At 60.8% G+C, this 15,045-nt stretch carries 14 protein-coding genes; 12 read left to right on the top strand and 2 right to left on the bottom strand.

The features are described 5' to 3' along the window. Nucleotides 1-158: 158 nt before the first annotated feature. On the bottom strand, nt 159-1,151 hold the full coding sequence (locus GUY37_RS07180; protein ID WP_166823901.1) for a LysR family transcriptional regulator: 993 nt from the start codon (nt 1,149-1,151) through the stop codon (nt 159-161). A gap of 11 nt (nt 1,152-1,162) precedes the next feature. Here GUY37_RS07180 and GUY37_RS07185 point away from each other — a divergent pair, with 11 nt between their 5' ends. The 6 genes from GUY37_RS07185 to GUY37_RS07205 all read left to right on the top strand — a co-directional run bounded on the left by GUY37_RS07185 (nt 1,163) and on the right by GUY37_RS07205 (nt 6,498). Continuing rightward, nucleotides 1,163-2,677, top strand: a complete 1,515-nt coding sequence (locus GUY37_RS07185; protein ID WP_166823904.1) for a sodium:solute symporter family protein — start codon at nt 1,163-1,165, stop codon at nt 2,675-2,677. Next, the gene (locus GUY37_RS07190; RefSeq protein ID WP_166823907.1) at nt 2,674-2,838 is read left to right on the top strand and encodes a hypothetical protein; all 165 of its coding nucleotides are present in this window, start codon (nt 2,674-2,676) and stop codon (nt 2,836-2,838) included. Before GUY37_RS07185 ends, GUY37_RS07190 begins: the two co-directional genes overlap by 4 nt. 7 nt (nt 2,839-2,845) lie before the next feature. Next, on the top strand, nt 2,846-4,090 hold the full coding sequence (locus tag GUY37_RS07195) for an NAD(P)/FAD-dependent oxidoreductase (protein WP_166823909.1): 1,245 nt from the start codon (nt 2,846-2,848) through the stop codon (nt 4,088-4,090). A gap of 548 nt (nt 4,091-4,638) precedes the next feature. Next, nucleotides 4,639-4,854, top strand: coding sequence for a DUF6363 domain-containing protein (locus GUY37_RS19405; RefSeq protein ID WP_323127529.1), 216 nt, complete (start codon nt 4,639-4,641; stop codon nt 4,852-4,854). Between the two features lie 159 nt (nt 4,855-5,013). Continuing rightward, on the top strand, nt 5,014-5,535 hold the full coding sequence (locus tag GUY37_RS07200) for a M20/M25/M40 family metallo-hydrolase (protein ID WP_228278415.1): 522 nt from the start codon (nt 5,014-5,016) through the stop codon (nt 5,533-5,535). A 51-nt stretch (nt 5,536-5,586) separates the two neighbouring features. Further along, on the top strand, nt 5,587-6,498 hold the full coding sequence (locus GUY37_RS07205; protein ID WP_166823912.1) for a patatin-like phospholipase family protein: 912 nt from the start codon (nt 5,587-5,589) through the stop codon (nt 6,496-6,498). A 475-nt stretch (nt 6,499-6,973) separates the two neighbouring features. Here GUY37_RS07205 and GUY37_RS07210 read toward each other — a convergent pair whose 3' ends face one another. Then, a complete protein-coding gene (locus GUY37_RS07210) occupies nt 6,974-7,789 on the bottom strand; it encodes a MurR/RpiR family transcriptional regulator (protein WP_228278463.1) in 816 nt (271 codons plus the stop codon). Between the two features lie 257 nt (nt 7,790-8,046). Between GUY37_RS07210 and GUY37_RS19150 the strand changes: the two genes are divergently transcribed. The 6 genes from GUY37_RS19150 (at nt 8,047) to GUY37_RS07235 (ending at nt 14,989) form a co-directional block, all read left to right on the top strand. After that, entirely contained in the window at nt 8,047-9,792 is a 1,746-nt protein-coding gene (locus tag GUY37_RS19150) for an ABC transporter substrate-binding protein (protein ID WP_228278416.1), read from the top strand. 7 nt (nt 9,793-9,799) lie between these two features. Next, on the top strand, nt 9,800-10,744 hold the full coding sequence (locus GUY37_RS07215) for an ABC transporter permease (RefSeq protein ID WP_052239704.1): 945 nt from the start codon (nt 9,800-9,802) through the stop codon (nt 10,742-10,744). After that, the gene (locus GUY37_RS07220) at nt 10,744-11,739 is read left to right on the top strand and encodes an ABC transporter permease (RefSeq protein WP_166823921.1); all 996 of its coding nucleotides are present in this window, start codon (nt 10,744-10,746) and stop codon (nt 11,737-11,739) included. The genes GUY37_RS07215 and GUY37_RS07220 overlap by 1 nt, the downstream gene beginning before the upstream one ends. Further along, nucleotides 11,736-12,572 (top strand): ABC transporter ATP-binding protein, encoded by an 837-nt coding sequence (locus tag GUY37_RS07225; protein ID WP_166823924.1) that lies wholly within the window; start codon nt 11,736-11,738, stop codon nt 12,570-12,572. The genes GUY37_RS07220 and GUY37_RS07225 overlap by 4 nt, the downstream gene beginning before the upstream one ends. Nucleotides 12,573-12,574: 2 nt before the next feature. After that, entirely contained in the window at nt 12,575-13,384 is an 810-nt protein-coding gene (locus GUY37_RS07230; RefSeq protein WP_166823927.1) for an ATP-binding cassette domain-containing protein, read from the top strand. A gap of 93 nt (nt 13,385-13,477) precedes the next feature. After that, a complete protein-coding gene (locus GUY37_RS07235; protein ID WP_166823930.1) occupies nt 13,478-14,989 on the top strand; it encodes a S10 family peptidase in 1,512 nt (503 codons plus the stop codon). Nucleotides 14,990-15,045 lie beyond the last annotated feature (56 nt).

Here is a 15,045-nt window from a genome sequence, read left to right on the forward strand (position 1 = left end):
TATCCGTGTGGGCCGCGTCTTCCGCGTCCCGATTCGACTATAAGTGAGGCCCCTGGCCGCCGACAAAGCGCAGGTCAGAGACTTGAAGAGTTGCGAGAAGGCGACTCTCACAATCCTTGTGCTCATGATTGCTGCGGTTCACGGGAGTGAGCCGATCGCTATCGATCCTCACCGAGGTTGGAGCGCGGTCGCGAGGTTGTGTGCACAAGATCGCCGATCAATTGATCTCGGAACGCCTCGGTGAACTCCACTGACGTGTCACGGGCGACTTCGCTGAAAGCGCATGCCTCGGCTGACGATCTACGCGCAATCATTACGGTCGGAGACTCGATCTTGAGGTCCCGGCAATTCAGGAAGACTGTGTCTCCGGCGGCTCGGAGGGAGCTGAGGTCGGTGACGAATCCGACGCCGTAGCCCCCGGCTATGAGTGCGATCTGGGCTCCTAAGGAATCTGCCTCGACGATGTCGGTCGGATCGAATCCTCCCCGGTCGCGGCAGGCCGTGACCAACGCATCGAAGTACCGGGGACCTCTGCTCCGGCTGTACATGATCAATCGTTCTTCGGCCAGGTCTGCGAGGTTCACCTGTGGTTTAGTCGCCAGCGCGTTGTCCACTGGCGCAGCCAGGATGAGTCTTTCTTCGAGCAGTACTGTCATCTCGAGGTCAGAGTCGCTGCTCTCACTGAGGATTTCATGGCGCTGCCGGGTGACGGCGAGGTCGATCGTCTTCGCCTGGAGTTTGTCGTCGAGGGTGGGGGCATCGCCGACGGCCGCCCGCACGTCGATACCGGGAAATCTGCGACGAAACCGTGCGAGAGTGAAGGGGAGGAAGTTCTCGCACGCGGCTGGACTGACTCCTAGCGTCAGAGTGCCGCGGCCCTGTTCTCCGGCTGTGACTACTCTCCGCTTCAGCAGCTGAGCTTGATTGAGCATGGTCTCTGCTTCTGCTCGGAGGGCAGATCCAGCCGATGTCAGCGCGATGCCTCTAGCGGTGCGATTCATCAGGCGCTGACCGACCGCTTCCTCCAGCATCTTGAGCTGTAGGCTCAGGGCCGGTTGCGAGATGTGTAGACGGCGCGCAGCACGTGTGACATTTCCTTCCTCGGCGACAGCGGAGAAGTACTCAAGACGCTTGAGCGTCAGCTCAGACATAACTTCCTCCTATGGGGATCATGAGAAGTTGGTATTGGACTTATCGTAAAGCGGATCCGATGGTGGGTATCAAGTCGAATCTTCCAGTGTTGAAAGAAAGGCGACTAATGAACCTCTCTGCCATAGACCTGATCGTCGTCGGACTTTATTTTCTCGTCGTCCTCTTTATCGGGTTTCAGACGGCTCGACGCATCAAGAACGCAGATGACTTCTCCGTCGCGGGCCGTCGCCTGATCTGGCCGGTGGTCTTCTCGACCTTGGCTGCGACCTTCCTCGGCGGTGGAGCCACACTTGGACGCGCCGGTGAGTCCTATGAGGTCGGGTACGCATTTATGGTTGCCGCAATCGCTTTCCCAGTGCAGACAGTGATCACCGGCTGGTTCGTTGCACCGCGACTCAACAGCTATACGAAATCCGTCACGATCGGGGATGTGTTCGACCTGCATTCGGGAAAAGCTGCTCGGCTCATTGTCGGTGTTCTCGGACTCCTCGTCACTGTCGGCATCCTCGGCGCTCAGGGCCTGGCACTCGGGTCAATATTCCAGGTCGTCTTCGGTATTGATTCCACGTTGGGAATCGTCATTGGCATGGGAATCGTGCTCGTATACTCCACCGCCGGCGGAATGTGGGCCGATGTCCAGACCGATGTGTTCCAGTTCGTGCTCTTGGGACTGTTCCTCCCTGTGGCACTGCTCGTCGGTGTATTCCGCGCTGGCGGTCCGACTGATCTCATTGAAAGAATTCCTGACACCCACCTGGACTTCTTCGGGGCCTACGGGTTCTGGGAATTCGCAGCCATATTCGTTGCCTTTGCCCTGGGCGAAGCTCTCATCCCACCTTATGCACAGCGGGCACTGGCTGCGCAGAATCCACTCTCGGCCAGGAGGGGGTACGCACGTGCCGGAGCCTTTGGTCTGGTCTTCTACTTCGTCAGCGCCAGTCTCGGAATCGTCGCTCTTGTTTTCTACCCGAACATCAGACCCGATGATGCGATCCCGACGATCATCATCGACATGCTCCCGCTCGGCATCGCCGGACTGGTCGCTGCCTCGCTCGTGGCAGTCATTATGTCGACTGCCGATTCATTGCTCAACTCAGCGTCGGTGATCTTATCCAACGATCTAGTCAAAGGATTCATCGCACCGAACATCAGTGGAAGAAACCTTCTGTGGGTCGAACGCTCCAGCAATTTCTTCATCGGCTTCGGAGCGCTGTTCTTCGCTCTCAATGCAGAGACCATCGTCGATGCACTCATGCTCACCTACGGACTGTGGGGCCCGACCGTCGTCGCGCCGTTCGTCTTCGCCGTCATGTCGAAGCGGAGAGCACCTGTCGCGATCGTCGCATCAATGCTGACCGGAGCGACAGTCGCGATCGTGTGGACCTTCGTGCTGGGCGCACCGAACGACATCAACGCCATCATCGTGGCTCTGCCGGTCAACATAGCCGTCCTTGCTTGCAGCTACATGTTCATCGACAGGCCGAAGAACATTCAGACTGAAGTTGGAAAGGTGGTCACTTCATGATCGTCCTCGCAGCAGCATTCATCGTCATCCCCCTCGTCATCATCATCTGGGTGGCCTTTGTAGGAACTCTCGGTCTCCGATTCTGTTGGGACATGCTCTTCCAATATTCACAGATGGAGAACGCCGCAGCTGCCGAGACCGAGCGCACAGCCGATGAATGAACGACCCGTGGACTACGACCTCATCGTCATCGGGGCCGGTGCTATCGGCGTCACCATCGCCATGGACGCGGCCGAGCGCGGCCTATCAACAGCCGTCGTGGAAGCTCGTTCCGGACCAGGGACCGGGTGCTCCTATGCCAACGCCGGCCTTCTCGCTCCCAGCCACGCACATCCGCTGACAGGATTCGGCAATGTCAGAGCCGGACTGCAGAATATGCTCAATCCCTACGGCCCGTTCAAACTCGCCCCCAGCCCAGAGAATTTGAGATGGATCACTCGCTTCCTGCGGGCATCCCTACCGGGGGTGCATGGCAAAGCGGTCGATATCCAGCGTCGCCTCAGTGGGGCGAGCTCCGCGATCCACCGACGTGTCGCAGAATCGGGACTCGACACGGGGTTTCGACAAAACGGCCTGCTCGACGTCTACCGAGATTCTGCTGCTGCATACGCAACGACCGACGACCTCGACAATCACCCGCTACAACCGGCGTTCTCCTTCCTCAACGCAGCACAACTTGACGAAGAGATTCCGATGGCAACCGGTTTGGAAGCCGGAATACTCACCACAGAAGACGCTCACTGCGACGGATACAGATATGTCCATGCCGTAGCCGACCGCGCAGTTGTGCTCGGCGTCGAGTTCCACTTCAACACACCCGTACAATCACTGATCCGCCGCAATCATGTTACGCGGGGAGTAAGGGCCGCAGTCGGTGACCTGACTGCTGAACACACAATCGTAGCTGCAGCCGAGCCATCGAAGCGTCTGCTCAAGCCGACGGGCCTCCACTTACCTATGATTAGCGGAAAGGGATATGTCGTCGATGTGGCCAAACACCCGAACGACCCTGATCGCCCGATCGGCATAAAGGACGAGATGATCGTGGCAACCCCCTACCCTGATCGCCTCAGACTTGCCGGAGTTATGGAACTGACCGGGTCTGACGACTCTGTCGATCACCGACGCATCGGCGCTATGATCACAGCCGGTGAATGCGTATTCCCTGACCTATCGTCGCGGGCGGTCCTCGAAACATGGGCGGGTCTGCGCCCCTGCATCGCCGACGGTCTTCCCGCCATCGGCCGCACCCATGATCGGGGACTCTCGGTCGCGACCGGCCACGGCCAACAAGGACTGGTGCTGGCTCCTATCACTTCGGCGATCGTGCATGCTCAGATGCAAGGTCATTCGGGAACACCTTCGGGCGTCGATCCTCATTCGATCAGCCCCGAAAGGTTCCGGCGTCGCTGATGCAAAGACCCGTCGCTCGTTAGGATCACAACTATGGCAGATGCGGGCACGACGATAACTGGTTGAACGACACGGACCAAAGACACAGCGCTGATCTTCGAGGGAGGAGGGATGCGAGCTTCGCTCACCAGCGGCAGGGTCGGTACGCTGCTCAAGGCGGCCTGTCGTTCGGCCGGGTCGCACGCATCAGCGCTGGAGCATCGAGCACCGTGAAACATCTGTTCCGTGATATTTGGCGGGCCCGGCGGTCCTTCGTCGAGTTCGCCGCCGACTAGCAGTTCGGCGGACTCCGCCACTTCGCTCGCGGGCAGGGAATGTTCAATGCGGAGTACATCTACCAGTAAGCAGGTGCCGCCGGTGCACCTAAACGGCCGCGTCTACGTCGACGGTGTAATGGGCGGCGGAATTGCGCTGAGTCAGGCTCAGCGGAGGGTTTTGAGCAGTTTGCCATCGTCCTCGCCCAGGAGCGGTCGTACCGGAAGGTGCCGCAGCAGTTCCCCGCGATCTACCGCGACATCATCCGAAGGCACTAGGCGCTGAGTGAGGCGTTGCTGACGCGTTGGAAACGATACAACGAGACACGTGAGCGCATCTTCTCGCTCGAAGCCGAAGGCAAGGCACAGGTGTTCGCTCCCGACCGCATGCCGGTCGACAACAGTACTCGCGACATGTCACAACTGGCTGCCGCTCACCGGATTGGGCCATCGCTGGCGTGTCGTGGACTTCCGGCGCTTCGAGAATTCGTCGACGCCCGATTGATCTGAGCAACCGACATCTACGTCCCAATCCTTCCCAACGGGCGAAGGTGCGTGCGTCTTCAACACCGGGCAGCGGCTGGCCGAAGGCGTCGCGGACGGCAGCATAGGCGAAGACCCGTCCGGGGCCCGATCTTTGTCCTCGAATTTGGGCAGGCCCTGTACTCGATGATCACCGGCTCATTCAGCGTCTTCGACCCGATCGTCGCCGAGGTAACGCAGCTCAGTGCCGGTGAGGCCGTGAACGTCATCCCATCGACCGCATCGATCGGTGCTTCGGTGCGAACGCTGTCGGCCGAATCGACGAAGAGGTTCCCCGAACTCGCGACCCGACTGGCTGAATCCGTGGCAATCGCTCACGGATGTACCGCCGAGCTGGTATGGACCGAACAGTACCCCGTGACGGTCAATGATGCCGCCGAAGCGCAGTTCGCCCTCGAGACTCTCACCTCGGAGTTCGGTCCCGTTCGTGTTGTCGAGGCGCCGGATCCCGTCATGGGATCCGAGGACTTCTCCTATGTCCTCGAAGAGGTGTCGGGAGCCTTCGTCTTCTTCTTCGTCAGCCCGGCCAGTGTCGACCCGGAGACCGCGGCAACGAACCATTCCGCGGAGGTACTCTTCGACGATGCCTGCCTGCCCGATCAGGTAGCTGCTCTGGCCACTCTTGCATGGAAACGTTCACAGCGGTAATGGGACTGGAGGCGGCATTAGCGTCAATCAGCAGTCGTTAGGATGATCGATATGACGAATGGGGAGCAGCCGACGGAAACGACGCGTATCAGCGATACCGCACTCATCTTCGAAGGCGGTGGGATGCGGGCCTCACTCACCAGTGCCATGGCTGTCACCTTGCTCAACGAAGGCCTGTCATTCGACTGGGTTGCTGGCATTAGTGCGGGAGCTTCCACTGCAGTGAACTATCTGTCCGGAGATAGGTGGAGAGTGCGTCGATCGTTCGTCGAATTTGCCAAGGAAGAAGAATTCGGCGGGTGGCGCTACTTCGCTCGCGGCAAAGGGATGTTCCATGGCGAGTACATCTACCAGCGAGCAGGTGCACCCGACGAAGCACTGCCGTTCGATTGGGACACCTACGAATCGAGCACCGGCGACATGCGGATCATCGCGTTCGATGCCAAAACCGGCGACGAGGCGGTGTGGTCGAAGAAAGACACCCCGAACATCGACGATCTGATGATCCGTGTGCAGGCATCGTCGACGATGCCGATTGTCATGCCACCAGTGCACCTCGACGGGCACGTGTACGTCGACGGTGCGATGGGGGAGGACGGCGGAATCGCGTTGAGTCAGGCTCAACGCGAGGGCTTCGAGAAGTTCGTCATCGTCCTGACTCAGGAACGCACTTACAAGAAGGAGCCGCAGCGATTCCCCGCAGTCTTTCGCGGCATCTTCCGAAAGTATCCGGCCTTGGCTGATGCGCTTCTGACTCGATGGAAGCGCTACAACGAGACTCGTGAACGGATCTTCGCCCTCGAAGATGAGGGCAAGGCACACGTGTTCGTCCCCGACCGCATGCCGGTCGACAACAGCACCCGTGATCTCGCGCGTTTGGCAGCTGCCCATCGGATGGGGCTGTCACAGGCCCGTCGTGAACTTCCGGCGCTTCGAGAATTCGTCTACGCCCAATTCGTCTGAGCGAACGTGATCGGGAACTGCCCCCGAGTAGATTGTCTGTGCGCGCAGAAGCCCATTGCGGCGAGTGTGCGGGAGTCATATCGCTGCGAAGTGCAGGAGCGGCAGAGAATCATTCGTCACATCGCCACCGCCTACGGTCTGCTTCGGCTCGTCCGAAGATGTTCTCCACCCGTGTGGCTAATGAATGGCGAGAGAAACCGACAACTTTCACAGGATGCACCAGTAGCGCTCCCTGCAGCTCAACTCTTGAAATAGCACCAACCGATGAGTGCACCGTCGAGCCCGGTGCCTACTTTGATCCCCATGGTGGCCCCGCGATAGAAGAGACCTTCGATGAGGATGCGCGTCCTCATAGTTTCACCGGGCGCAGGCGATCGGAAAATATGCGAATGTCCAAGGTCGAGTGGCACCGATGCACAATTTGGCGACTCGAGGCAGCTGCCGCGTAGGTAACTGTTGATCGAGGTGGAGCCGCTTAGTCGCTGATCACCGCTTGTGTTCGCGACCACATGGACTGAAGTTCCTCGAGCATTTCTGCAGAGCGTTGGCTGTCGAGGTTTGCGATGGCGCCCACAATGCACTGAGCCACGCTGACTGCGCATGTTACGGATGCCATCGGACCGACGCCTTCTGAGGGCACGAGAATCAGCTGGTCTGCGAGTTCAGCCAAGTGCGAGTGCTGGTCGGCAACGACGATCAGGTGCACACCTCGTTCCTTCGCCAGTTCGCATAATGGGACGATGCTTGAGCTGGTTTTCCAAATGGAGAATGTCAGGAGACAGTCGCCTGGCTGCAGCAGGCGAATGCTATTGATCATACTGGTCGTCGAGCCGGAGCTGATTGAAACGTTGTAGCCAAGTCCCTGCGCGTTGTGAGCTAAAACCGTGCCTGGTGCCACATAAGCACCGGTGGCTAAGACCTTGGTAGACCGGGACGAGGTAATCATGTCCGCAACCGTGCTGATCGACTCTTCGGAAAGTGATTCCGAGAGGAGGCCGAGGAGTTCAAGGTCTTTACCGACCGATGACACTGCCTGCCCCGCGCTGATGCTGGTGTTTCTAACAAAATGCTTGTCGGCGTCCAAGGATGAGAGGAACCGGTTCCGAATCTCCGTTGACAGTTCCGACCAGCCTGTGAAGTCTATGGCCTGTGCGGCTCTGACGACGGTGGCGACGTTCACCCCGGCCACTTCGGCGAGGGCCGCCGCACTACAGTACGACGCCGTCTCAGGGTCGTTGGCGATGGCCTTGAGCACAGACCTCGTTCCCGGGGAGAGTCTGCGCTGGGACATGAGGTGTTCGAGCCATGTCGCAATGATTTTCACTATATGTCTCCTATTGCAATGAACGTTGCGATCTGATTGTATACGAGGTGTGGTGAAGATCACGTGTGCATAGTTCCGGGCCTGGTGGAAGCGCTTGTTGAGTCGACGGTTGGAGATAAGCCATGAAGGCGCAACGGTGCAATGGATACTGCAAAAGGGCAAGTGTGCGGCGCCCTACGCGCTCTGAGCCACACATCATGACAGAACAGTCGAAGGAGACTTTCATGAAGAAGCGAGCTTTATCGATGGTTGCGATTGCCGCTGCCGCCACGATGCTTGTAAGTGCCTGTGGGAATGGGGGTTCAGGAAGTGGAGGCGATGCTCAATCTGTCGTCGACGATGAGACAGGCTTCGCCTCGTACACCGGTGATCCTCAGAAAGGCGGCCTCGTCGAAGTTCTGGGTGGAGTAGACTTCTCCCACCTGGACCCGGCCATGGGCAGCGACGGCAATGTCCTCAACCTCTACAACCTCCTCTACCGCAACCTCACCCAGTACAAGTACAACCGGGAGTCCGGGGAGCTCGAGCTTGTCGGCGATCTCGCCGAGGACACCGGAACGCCGAACGAGGATTCGACCGAGTGGACGTTCAAACTCAAGGAAGGCGTGACCTTCGAGGACGGTTCGCCGATCACCGCGGAGGACGTGAAGTTCGGCTTCGAGCATGCCTTCGACCCGTCGCTGGCCATCGGTCTCGACTATCTGCAGAACTATGTCAAGGGCGCCAAAGACTACGAAGGTGTCTTCGAAGACCCGGACGGGCTCGACTCGATCAAGGTCGTCGATGACCGGACGATCACGATCGAGACGAATGAGCCGATGGCTGACTTCCCAAGTGTCGTCGCGACCGCACCGGGGGCCCCTTTCCCGAAGGGCAAGGTGACCAAGGTCGATCAGATCCAGAAGGATCCCATCTCGTCGGGACCGTATAAAGTCGACGAGTATAAGCGTGGCGAGTCGCTGACCCTGGTACGTAATGAGAACTGGAACGCCGAGACCGACGACATCCGGCCGGCCTATCCCGACGGATACAAATTCACAGTCAGCCTCGATCAGAATACGATCGATCAGCGGATGATGTCCGGGCAGGGTGAAGATGCCAATGCAGTCTCGTCTTCGACCAATCCGGTTGTGGCGGCCAATCTGGCGAAGATCACTCAGGATCCCAAGCTCTCAGAGCGCACAGTGCAGTCCATGCCCTCCTGCAACTACTTCATGGTTATGAACAACACCAAAGAGCCACTGGGCGATAAAAAGGTTCGGCAGGCCATCAACTGGGCCGTGGACAAGTCAAGCGTGGTCAATGCCAGCGGCGGTCCGCAGCTGGCCGATGTCGCACCGAACCTGCTGCTCCCTAGCGTGCCGAACTATGACGACACCGACCCTTACGCCACTGAAGGTAACACCGGCGATCCGGATAAGGCCAAGGCCATGCTTAAGGAAGCCGGCGCGGAGAACCTTAAGCTGACCATGGACGTGCGCGCTCTGCCGATGTGGGAGGCGCAGGCCGAGGCGGTGCAGCAGTCGCTGAAGAAGGTCGGAATCGAGGTCAAACTCAATGTCATCGACCAGGCAAAGTTCTACGAGGTCCTGGCCACTCCGAGCCAGCAGAATGAACTGGCGATCACCGGCTGGTGCTCCAACGGCTGGTTCTCCGGTGAACCGCTTCTGGGGCCCCTGTTCGACGGTGAGCGGATCACGGAGACCGGCAACCTCAACCAGTCCCAGATCGATGATCCGGCACTGAACAAGTCCCTCGCCGAGGCGGCCGTCATGCCCGATCTCGATGACAAGACCGCCGCGTACGCGAAGATCAACGAACAGGTCCTCGACCTCGCACCGGTCGTGCCCCTGGTCCGTCCGCGTCCGCTCCAGCTCGCCGGTTCCAACGTCGGCGGCGCCTTCGCCAACCCGTCCAAGACGGGATACATCGACTACTCGCAGCTGGGTCTTCTCAACCCGGAAGGATAGTTCACACGTGACTGCCTCGCTTTCCAATCAGGTCGAGGAGTTCGGTCGGCCCGACCCGGGGGAGAATTTCTCCCCCGGGTCGGGGACCCTGAAGAGGATCATGCGCAAGCCCTCGGTGATCCTGTCGTTGGGGTTCCTCGTCTTCATCGTCCTCCTGGCCGTCTTCGCCCCGATTATCACCCAACTCTCCGGCTACAGCCCCTATGAATTCGACGAAGGAGCTGTCGACCCGGCCCTCGGAGGTCTGCCGCGCGGTCCACTCGGCGGCATCAGCGCCGACCACTGGATGGGCGTCGAACCCCAGAACGGTCGTGACATCTTCGCCCGCATCGCCTACGGAGCGCGCGTCTCGATGCTCATAGGCATCGGCGCCACCGCCATCACCATGATCATCGGTGTCGTCATGGGCGTCATCGCCGGCTTTCTCGGCGGATTCGTCGATGCCGCGATCTCGCGGGTCATGGACTTCCTCATGGCCTTCCCGGCCCTCATCTTCATGATCGCCATCCTCTCTGCCCTGCCTCAGGGCAATCGTCCGCTCCTGCTCGTCCTCGTCCTCAGCCTCTTCTCCTGGCCGGCTACGGCTCGCGTGATCCGCGGCCAGACACTGTCGCTGAAGAACCGGGAATTCGTCGAGGCGGCCAAGACCTCCGGCGCCGGCTGGGTTCCCCTGGTCTTCCGCGAAGTGCTGCCGAATCTCTCGGGCACAATCGTGGTCATGGCGACCCTGGCGGTGCCGACGTTCATCGCCACCGAGGCAGGACTGTCCTTCCTTGGTGTGGGCATCACTCCGCCCGATCCTTCGTGGGGGCAGATGATCGCCTCGGCGGTGACCTGGTACTCCAGTGATCCGATGTTCTTCGCGATTCCCGGCATGTTCCTTTTTCTCACAGTGCTCTCATTCACCGTGCTCGGGGACAACCTTCAGAAGATCTGGGCAGGAGGACTCTGATGGCCCTATATCTTGTCAAACGACTGTCCGCGGCGCTCATCATCATGTTGCTCGTCGTCTTCTTCACCTTCGTCATCTTCTTCCAGCTCTCTCCGGACCCGGCCGCCAGCATCTGTGGGCAGACCTGCACTCCGGAGAGGATCGAGGCGATCAGGGATCAGCTGGGACTCAACGAACCGTTCTTCACCCAGTTTTTCACTTTCTTCGCCGCGATCTTCGTCGGCCGCGACTACGGTTCTGGCGCCTCAGCGGTTCACTGCAACGCCCCATGCATCGGTTACTCCTTCCAGACCAACCAGGACGTCCTGCAAGGAATCATCGACCGCCTTCCCGTTTCGGTGACGATCGCCGTCGGAGCCGCAGTCCTGTGGCTGCTCTCCGGGGTGGCCGCCGGTGTGATCAGTGCCGTGAAGGAAGGCACCTGGTGGGACAAAGGAGCGATGATGTTCGCCCTGGCCGGTATCTCCCTACCGAACTACTTCGTCGCCCTCGTCCTGCAGTACCTGCTCGTCGTCCAACTCCAATGGCTTCCGTTCCCGACAGTGGTGCCGTTCACCGACAGTCCTGTGCAGTGGTTCCAGGCCTACCTCATGCCGTGGATGGTGCTGGCGCTTATGTACGCGTCTATGTACGCCCGGCTGACCCGCACCAATGTCATCGACACCATGGGCGAGAACTTCATGCGTACGGCCCGGGCCAAGGGCCTGGGGCGCGGCGCCGTCCTCATCCGCCACGGACTGCGGCCTTCGCTGACACCGATCGTCACGCTCCTCGGCGTCGACTTCGCCACCCTGCTCGGCGGCGCTCTCATCACCGAGACGGTCTTCGGCCTCAACGGCGTCGGCCGATACGCCTACGACGCGATCGCCGTGAACGACCAGCCAGTGATCATGGGAGTGACCCTCGTGGCCGCCTTCGCAGTGATCATCGCCAATATCGTGGTCGACCTGCTCTACCGGGTGCTCGACCCCCGAGTGAGAGTGAGCAGCTCATGAGTGCACAATCCACTGAGACACCGGTCCTGTCCGTGCGCGACCTGCGCATCGAATTCCCCCTCGGCGTCGTCGTCGACGGCAGTTCGTTCGACATCGCCCAAGGCCAGACGAGGGGTTTGGTCGGCGAATCAGGGTCGGGCAAGTCGATGACCTCGCTGGCGATCATGGGTCTGCTGCCGAAGGAGGCGACGACGACGGGTTCGGTCCGCTTCCACGGCGATGAACTGCTCCACCGTTCGGATGCGTCGATGCGGCGGACCCGTGGTGACCAGATCGCGATGATCTTCCAGGATCCGCTTTCCTCGCTCAACCCGTACTACACGGTCGGTTTTCAGATCGCCGAGGCCTACCGTGCCCACAAGGGAGGCACGAAGGCAGCGGCGCTGACGAAGGCCGCCGAGGCGATGGATCGGGTTCGCATCCCCGATGCGGCCGACCGCGTTGGACACTACCCCCATCAGTTCTCCGGGGGGATGCGCCAGCGCGTGATGATCGCGATGGCGCTCGTCTGCGAACCCGACCTCATTATCGCCGACGAACCGACCACGGCCCTCGACGTCACTGTCCAGGCCCAGATTCTCGATCTGCTCGCGGAAGTGCAGGAGGTTACGCAGGCTGCAATGCTCTTCATCACCCACGACCTGGCCGTCGTCAGTCAGATCTCCAATCATGTCACGGTGATGCGCTACGGCCGGACCGTCGAACAGGGCACGGCGGAGCAGATCTTTTCGAACCCGCGCAACGACTACACCCGAGCACTGCTGGCCGCGACCCCGCGTCTCGACGATGTCGTCGACCTGCCGGAGCCCATCCTCACGAACGGAGGCGAGTGAGCATGAACGATACCGTCAGGCCGCTGCTGGCGGCGACCGGTCTGAGCAAAGAGTTCCGCACCGGCCGCAAGGAGGTCTTCACCGCGGTTGAAGGCGTGTCCTTCGACGTCCATCGGCGTCAGACGCTGGGCATCGTCGGTGAATCCGGGTCCGGCAAATCGACCACGGCCCGCATGATCGCCCGTCTCATCGACCCCACCTCCGGCTCGATCGAGTTCCAGGGTGAGGAGATCACTCAGCGTTCGGGGGCGGCCCTGCGGGATTTCCGCAGCGGGGTGCAGGTGGTCTTCCAGGACCCGTACTCCTCACTCAACCCGCGGCATACCGTCGAAGAGGTCGTCTCGGCCCCCTTGCGTTACCAGAAGCGTAAGGCCGCCGGCGGTTACCGGCGCATGGTCAAGTCGGCGATGGAGCGAGTCGGGCTCAACCCCGATCATTCGGGTCGATATCCGCGCCAGTTCTCCGGCGGGCAGGCCCAGCGCATCGGCATCGCGCGTGCGCTCATCGTCGAGCCGAAGCTCGTCATCTGCGACGAGGCTGTTTCGGCCCTCGACGTGTCGGTCCAGGCGCAGGTGCTCGAACTGCTCGTCGATCTGCAGCGTGAACGCGACATCTCCTATGTCTTCATCGCCCACGATCTGGCGGTCGTGCGACAGATCGCCCACAAGGTCGCCGTAATGCAGAAGGGCCGGATCGTCGAGCAAGGTCCGCGCGATGAGATCTTCGATGATCCGCAGCACGAATACACGAAGACCCTGCTCTCGGCGGTCCCGAGCATCGATCCCCGCTGGGACGCCGGACGGCGCACCTGACAGGCACAGTCGCCTCGGCGATGGATCTCTGTTCCTCCACCGCTCATCCATTCTCCACCAACTCCTCACACAGGGAAGGACTTCAACCCCATCATGTCTGACGCACAGGATCAGCCACAGCCGACGAACACACCGCGCCCGGTCGATGACTTCGTCACCACCGTTCACAATCTCGAACTGCCCACCGGGGTGCTCAGGTACCAGGCCCAGACGGGCCGGATGGTCGTCGGCTCCGAAATCGTCGAGGACGGGGTCTTCGCCGGGCTCAAGCCGAAGGCGCAGATCTTCCTCACCTCCTACACCGTCGTCGCCGGGGGCACCGCGGACAGCCAGGACGCCGGACGGCCGGTCGTCTTCGTCTTCAACGGCGGCCCCGGATCGTCCTCGGCGTGGATGCACATCGGTCTCTTCGGCCCCCGTCGGGTCGTGGCCAACGATGTCAACGATCGCACCCCGCCGCCCTACGGCCTCGTCGACAACATTGAAACCACGCTGGCTCATGCCGATCTCGTCTTCATCGATCCGGTGACCACGGGATACTCGCGCACCGCGGAGGGGGAGAAGCCCGAGGACTTCCACGGATTCACCGGGGACCGGGACGTCGTCGGTGAAGCGATCCGGCTGTGGCTGACGCGGAACAATCGGTGGATCTCGCCGAAGTTCCTCGCCGGGGAGTCCTACGGAACCACGCGGGCCGCGGCCCTGGCCGGGCATCTGGCCAAACGGCATGGCATCGCGTTCAACGGCATCCTCCTCATCTCGGCCGTCCTCGACTTCGCCACGATCGACTTTACGGAGGGCAATGAGGCTCCTTACATCCACTATCTGCCGACGTTCGCGTCCATCGCGCACTACCACGGCAAACACCCCGGACGTGAGCTCGAGGACGTCGTCGCCGAGGCCGCGGACTTCGCCTATGGGGACTTCAGCCGGGCGCTCGAGCGTGGACACCGGCTCGCCGACTCCGAGCGCGCTCGGGTCGGTGCACGACTGGCCGAGCTCATCGGCCTCGATGAGCAGTTCGTGGCGCTGGCCGATCTGCGCATCGATGAGTTCACCTTCTTCACCGAGCTGCTGCGCGACCAGCGGCTGCGGATCGGTCGTTTGGACTCCCGGTTCACCGCGCACCCGGGCAAGGTCGCCTCCGAGGTGCTTGGCGACGATCCGTCGTATCCGGCGATCCAATACCCATACACCGTGGGGATCAATCATCTGCTGCGAGCCGAGCTCGGCTACGAAACGGATCTCACCTACGAGGTGCTCACTGCCCGGGTTCAGCCCTGGTCGTACAAGGAGTTCGAGAACTCCACAGTCAACACCGCCGAGGACCTCGCCTTCGCGATGCGGATGAACCCGCATCTCAAGGTCTACGTAGGCTTCGGGTATCACGATTCGGCGACACCGTTCGCCGCCTCGGAGCACGTTCTGGCGCACCTGCGGATCTCCGATGAGTCCCATGACCAGATTGTCCGCCGCTACTATCCGGCCGGGCATATGATGTACGTCGACCAGCAGGTCCGGGTCGATCAGCTGCGCGACATCGACGACTTCATCGCGTGGGCATCCGGAGCCGGGGACAAGCCTGCGTCGAACAATCCCCTCTGAGTCAGCTGTGCGGCCCGACGGTTGGCCGCACAGCCTAGAACCGGCCACCAACGAGA

The organism is Brevibacterium limosum, from assembly GCF_011617705.1.
GTDB lineage: Bacteria > Actinomycetota > Actinomycetes > Actinomycetales > Brevibacteriaceae > Brevibacterium > Brevibacterium limosum.

Bases quoted from the DNA above. Each gene is read 5' to 3' on its own strand.
- GUY37_RS07235 (WP_166823930.1), top strand. From the start codon at position 13,478: ATGTCTGACGCACAGGATCAGCCACAGCCGACGAACACACCGCGCCCG.
- GUY37_RS07180 (WP_166823901.1), bottom strand. From the start codon at position 1,151: ATGTCTGAGCTGACGCTCAAGCGTCTTGAGTACTTCTCCGCTGTCGCC.
- GUY37_RS07190 (WP_166823907.1), top strand. From the start codon at position 2,674: ATGATCGTCCTCGCAGCAGCATTCATCGTCATCCCCCTCGTCATCATC.
- GUY37_RS19150 (WP_228278416.1), top strand. From the start codon at position 8,047: ATGAAGAAGCGAGCTTTATCGATGGTTGCGATTGCCGCTGCCGCCACG.
- GUY37_RS07230 (WP_166823927.1), top strand. From the start codon at position 12,575: ATGAACGATACCGTCAGGCCGCTGCTGGCGGCGACCGGTCTGAGCAAA.
- GUY37_RS07200 (WP_228278415.1), top strand. From the start codon at position 5,014: ATGATCACCGGCTCATTCAGCGTCTTCGACCCGATCGTCGCCGAGGTA.
- GUY37_RS07220 (WP_166823921.1), top strand. From the start codon at position 10,744: ATGGCCCTATATCTTGTCAAACGACTGTCCGCGGCGCTCATCATCATG.
- GUY37_RS07210 (WP_228278463.1), bottom strand. From the start codon at position 7,789: ATGTCCCAGCGCAGACTCTCCCCGGGAACGAGGTCTGTGCTCAAGGCC.
- GUY37_RS07205 (WP_166823912.1), top strand. From the start codon at position 5,587: ATGACGAATGGGGAGCAGCCGACGGAAACGACGCGTATCAGCGATACC.
- GUY37_RS07185 (WP_166823904.1), top strand. From the start codon at position 1,163: ATGGGGATCATGAGAAGTTGGTATTGGACTTATCGTAAAGCGGATCCG.
- GUY37_RS07225 (WP_166823924.1), top strand. From the start codon at position 11,736: ATGAGTGCACAATCCACTGAGACACCGGTCCTGTCCGTGCGCGACCTG.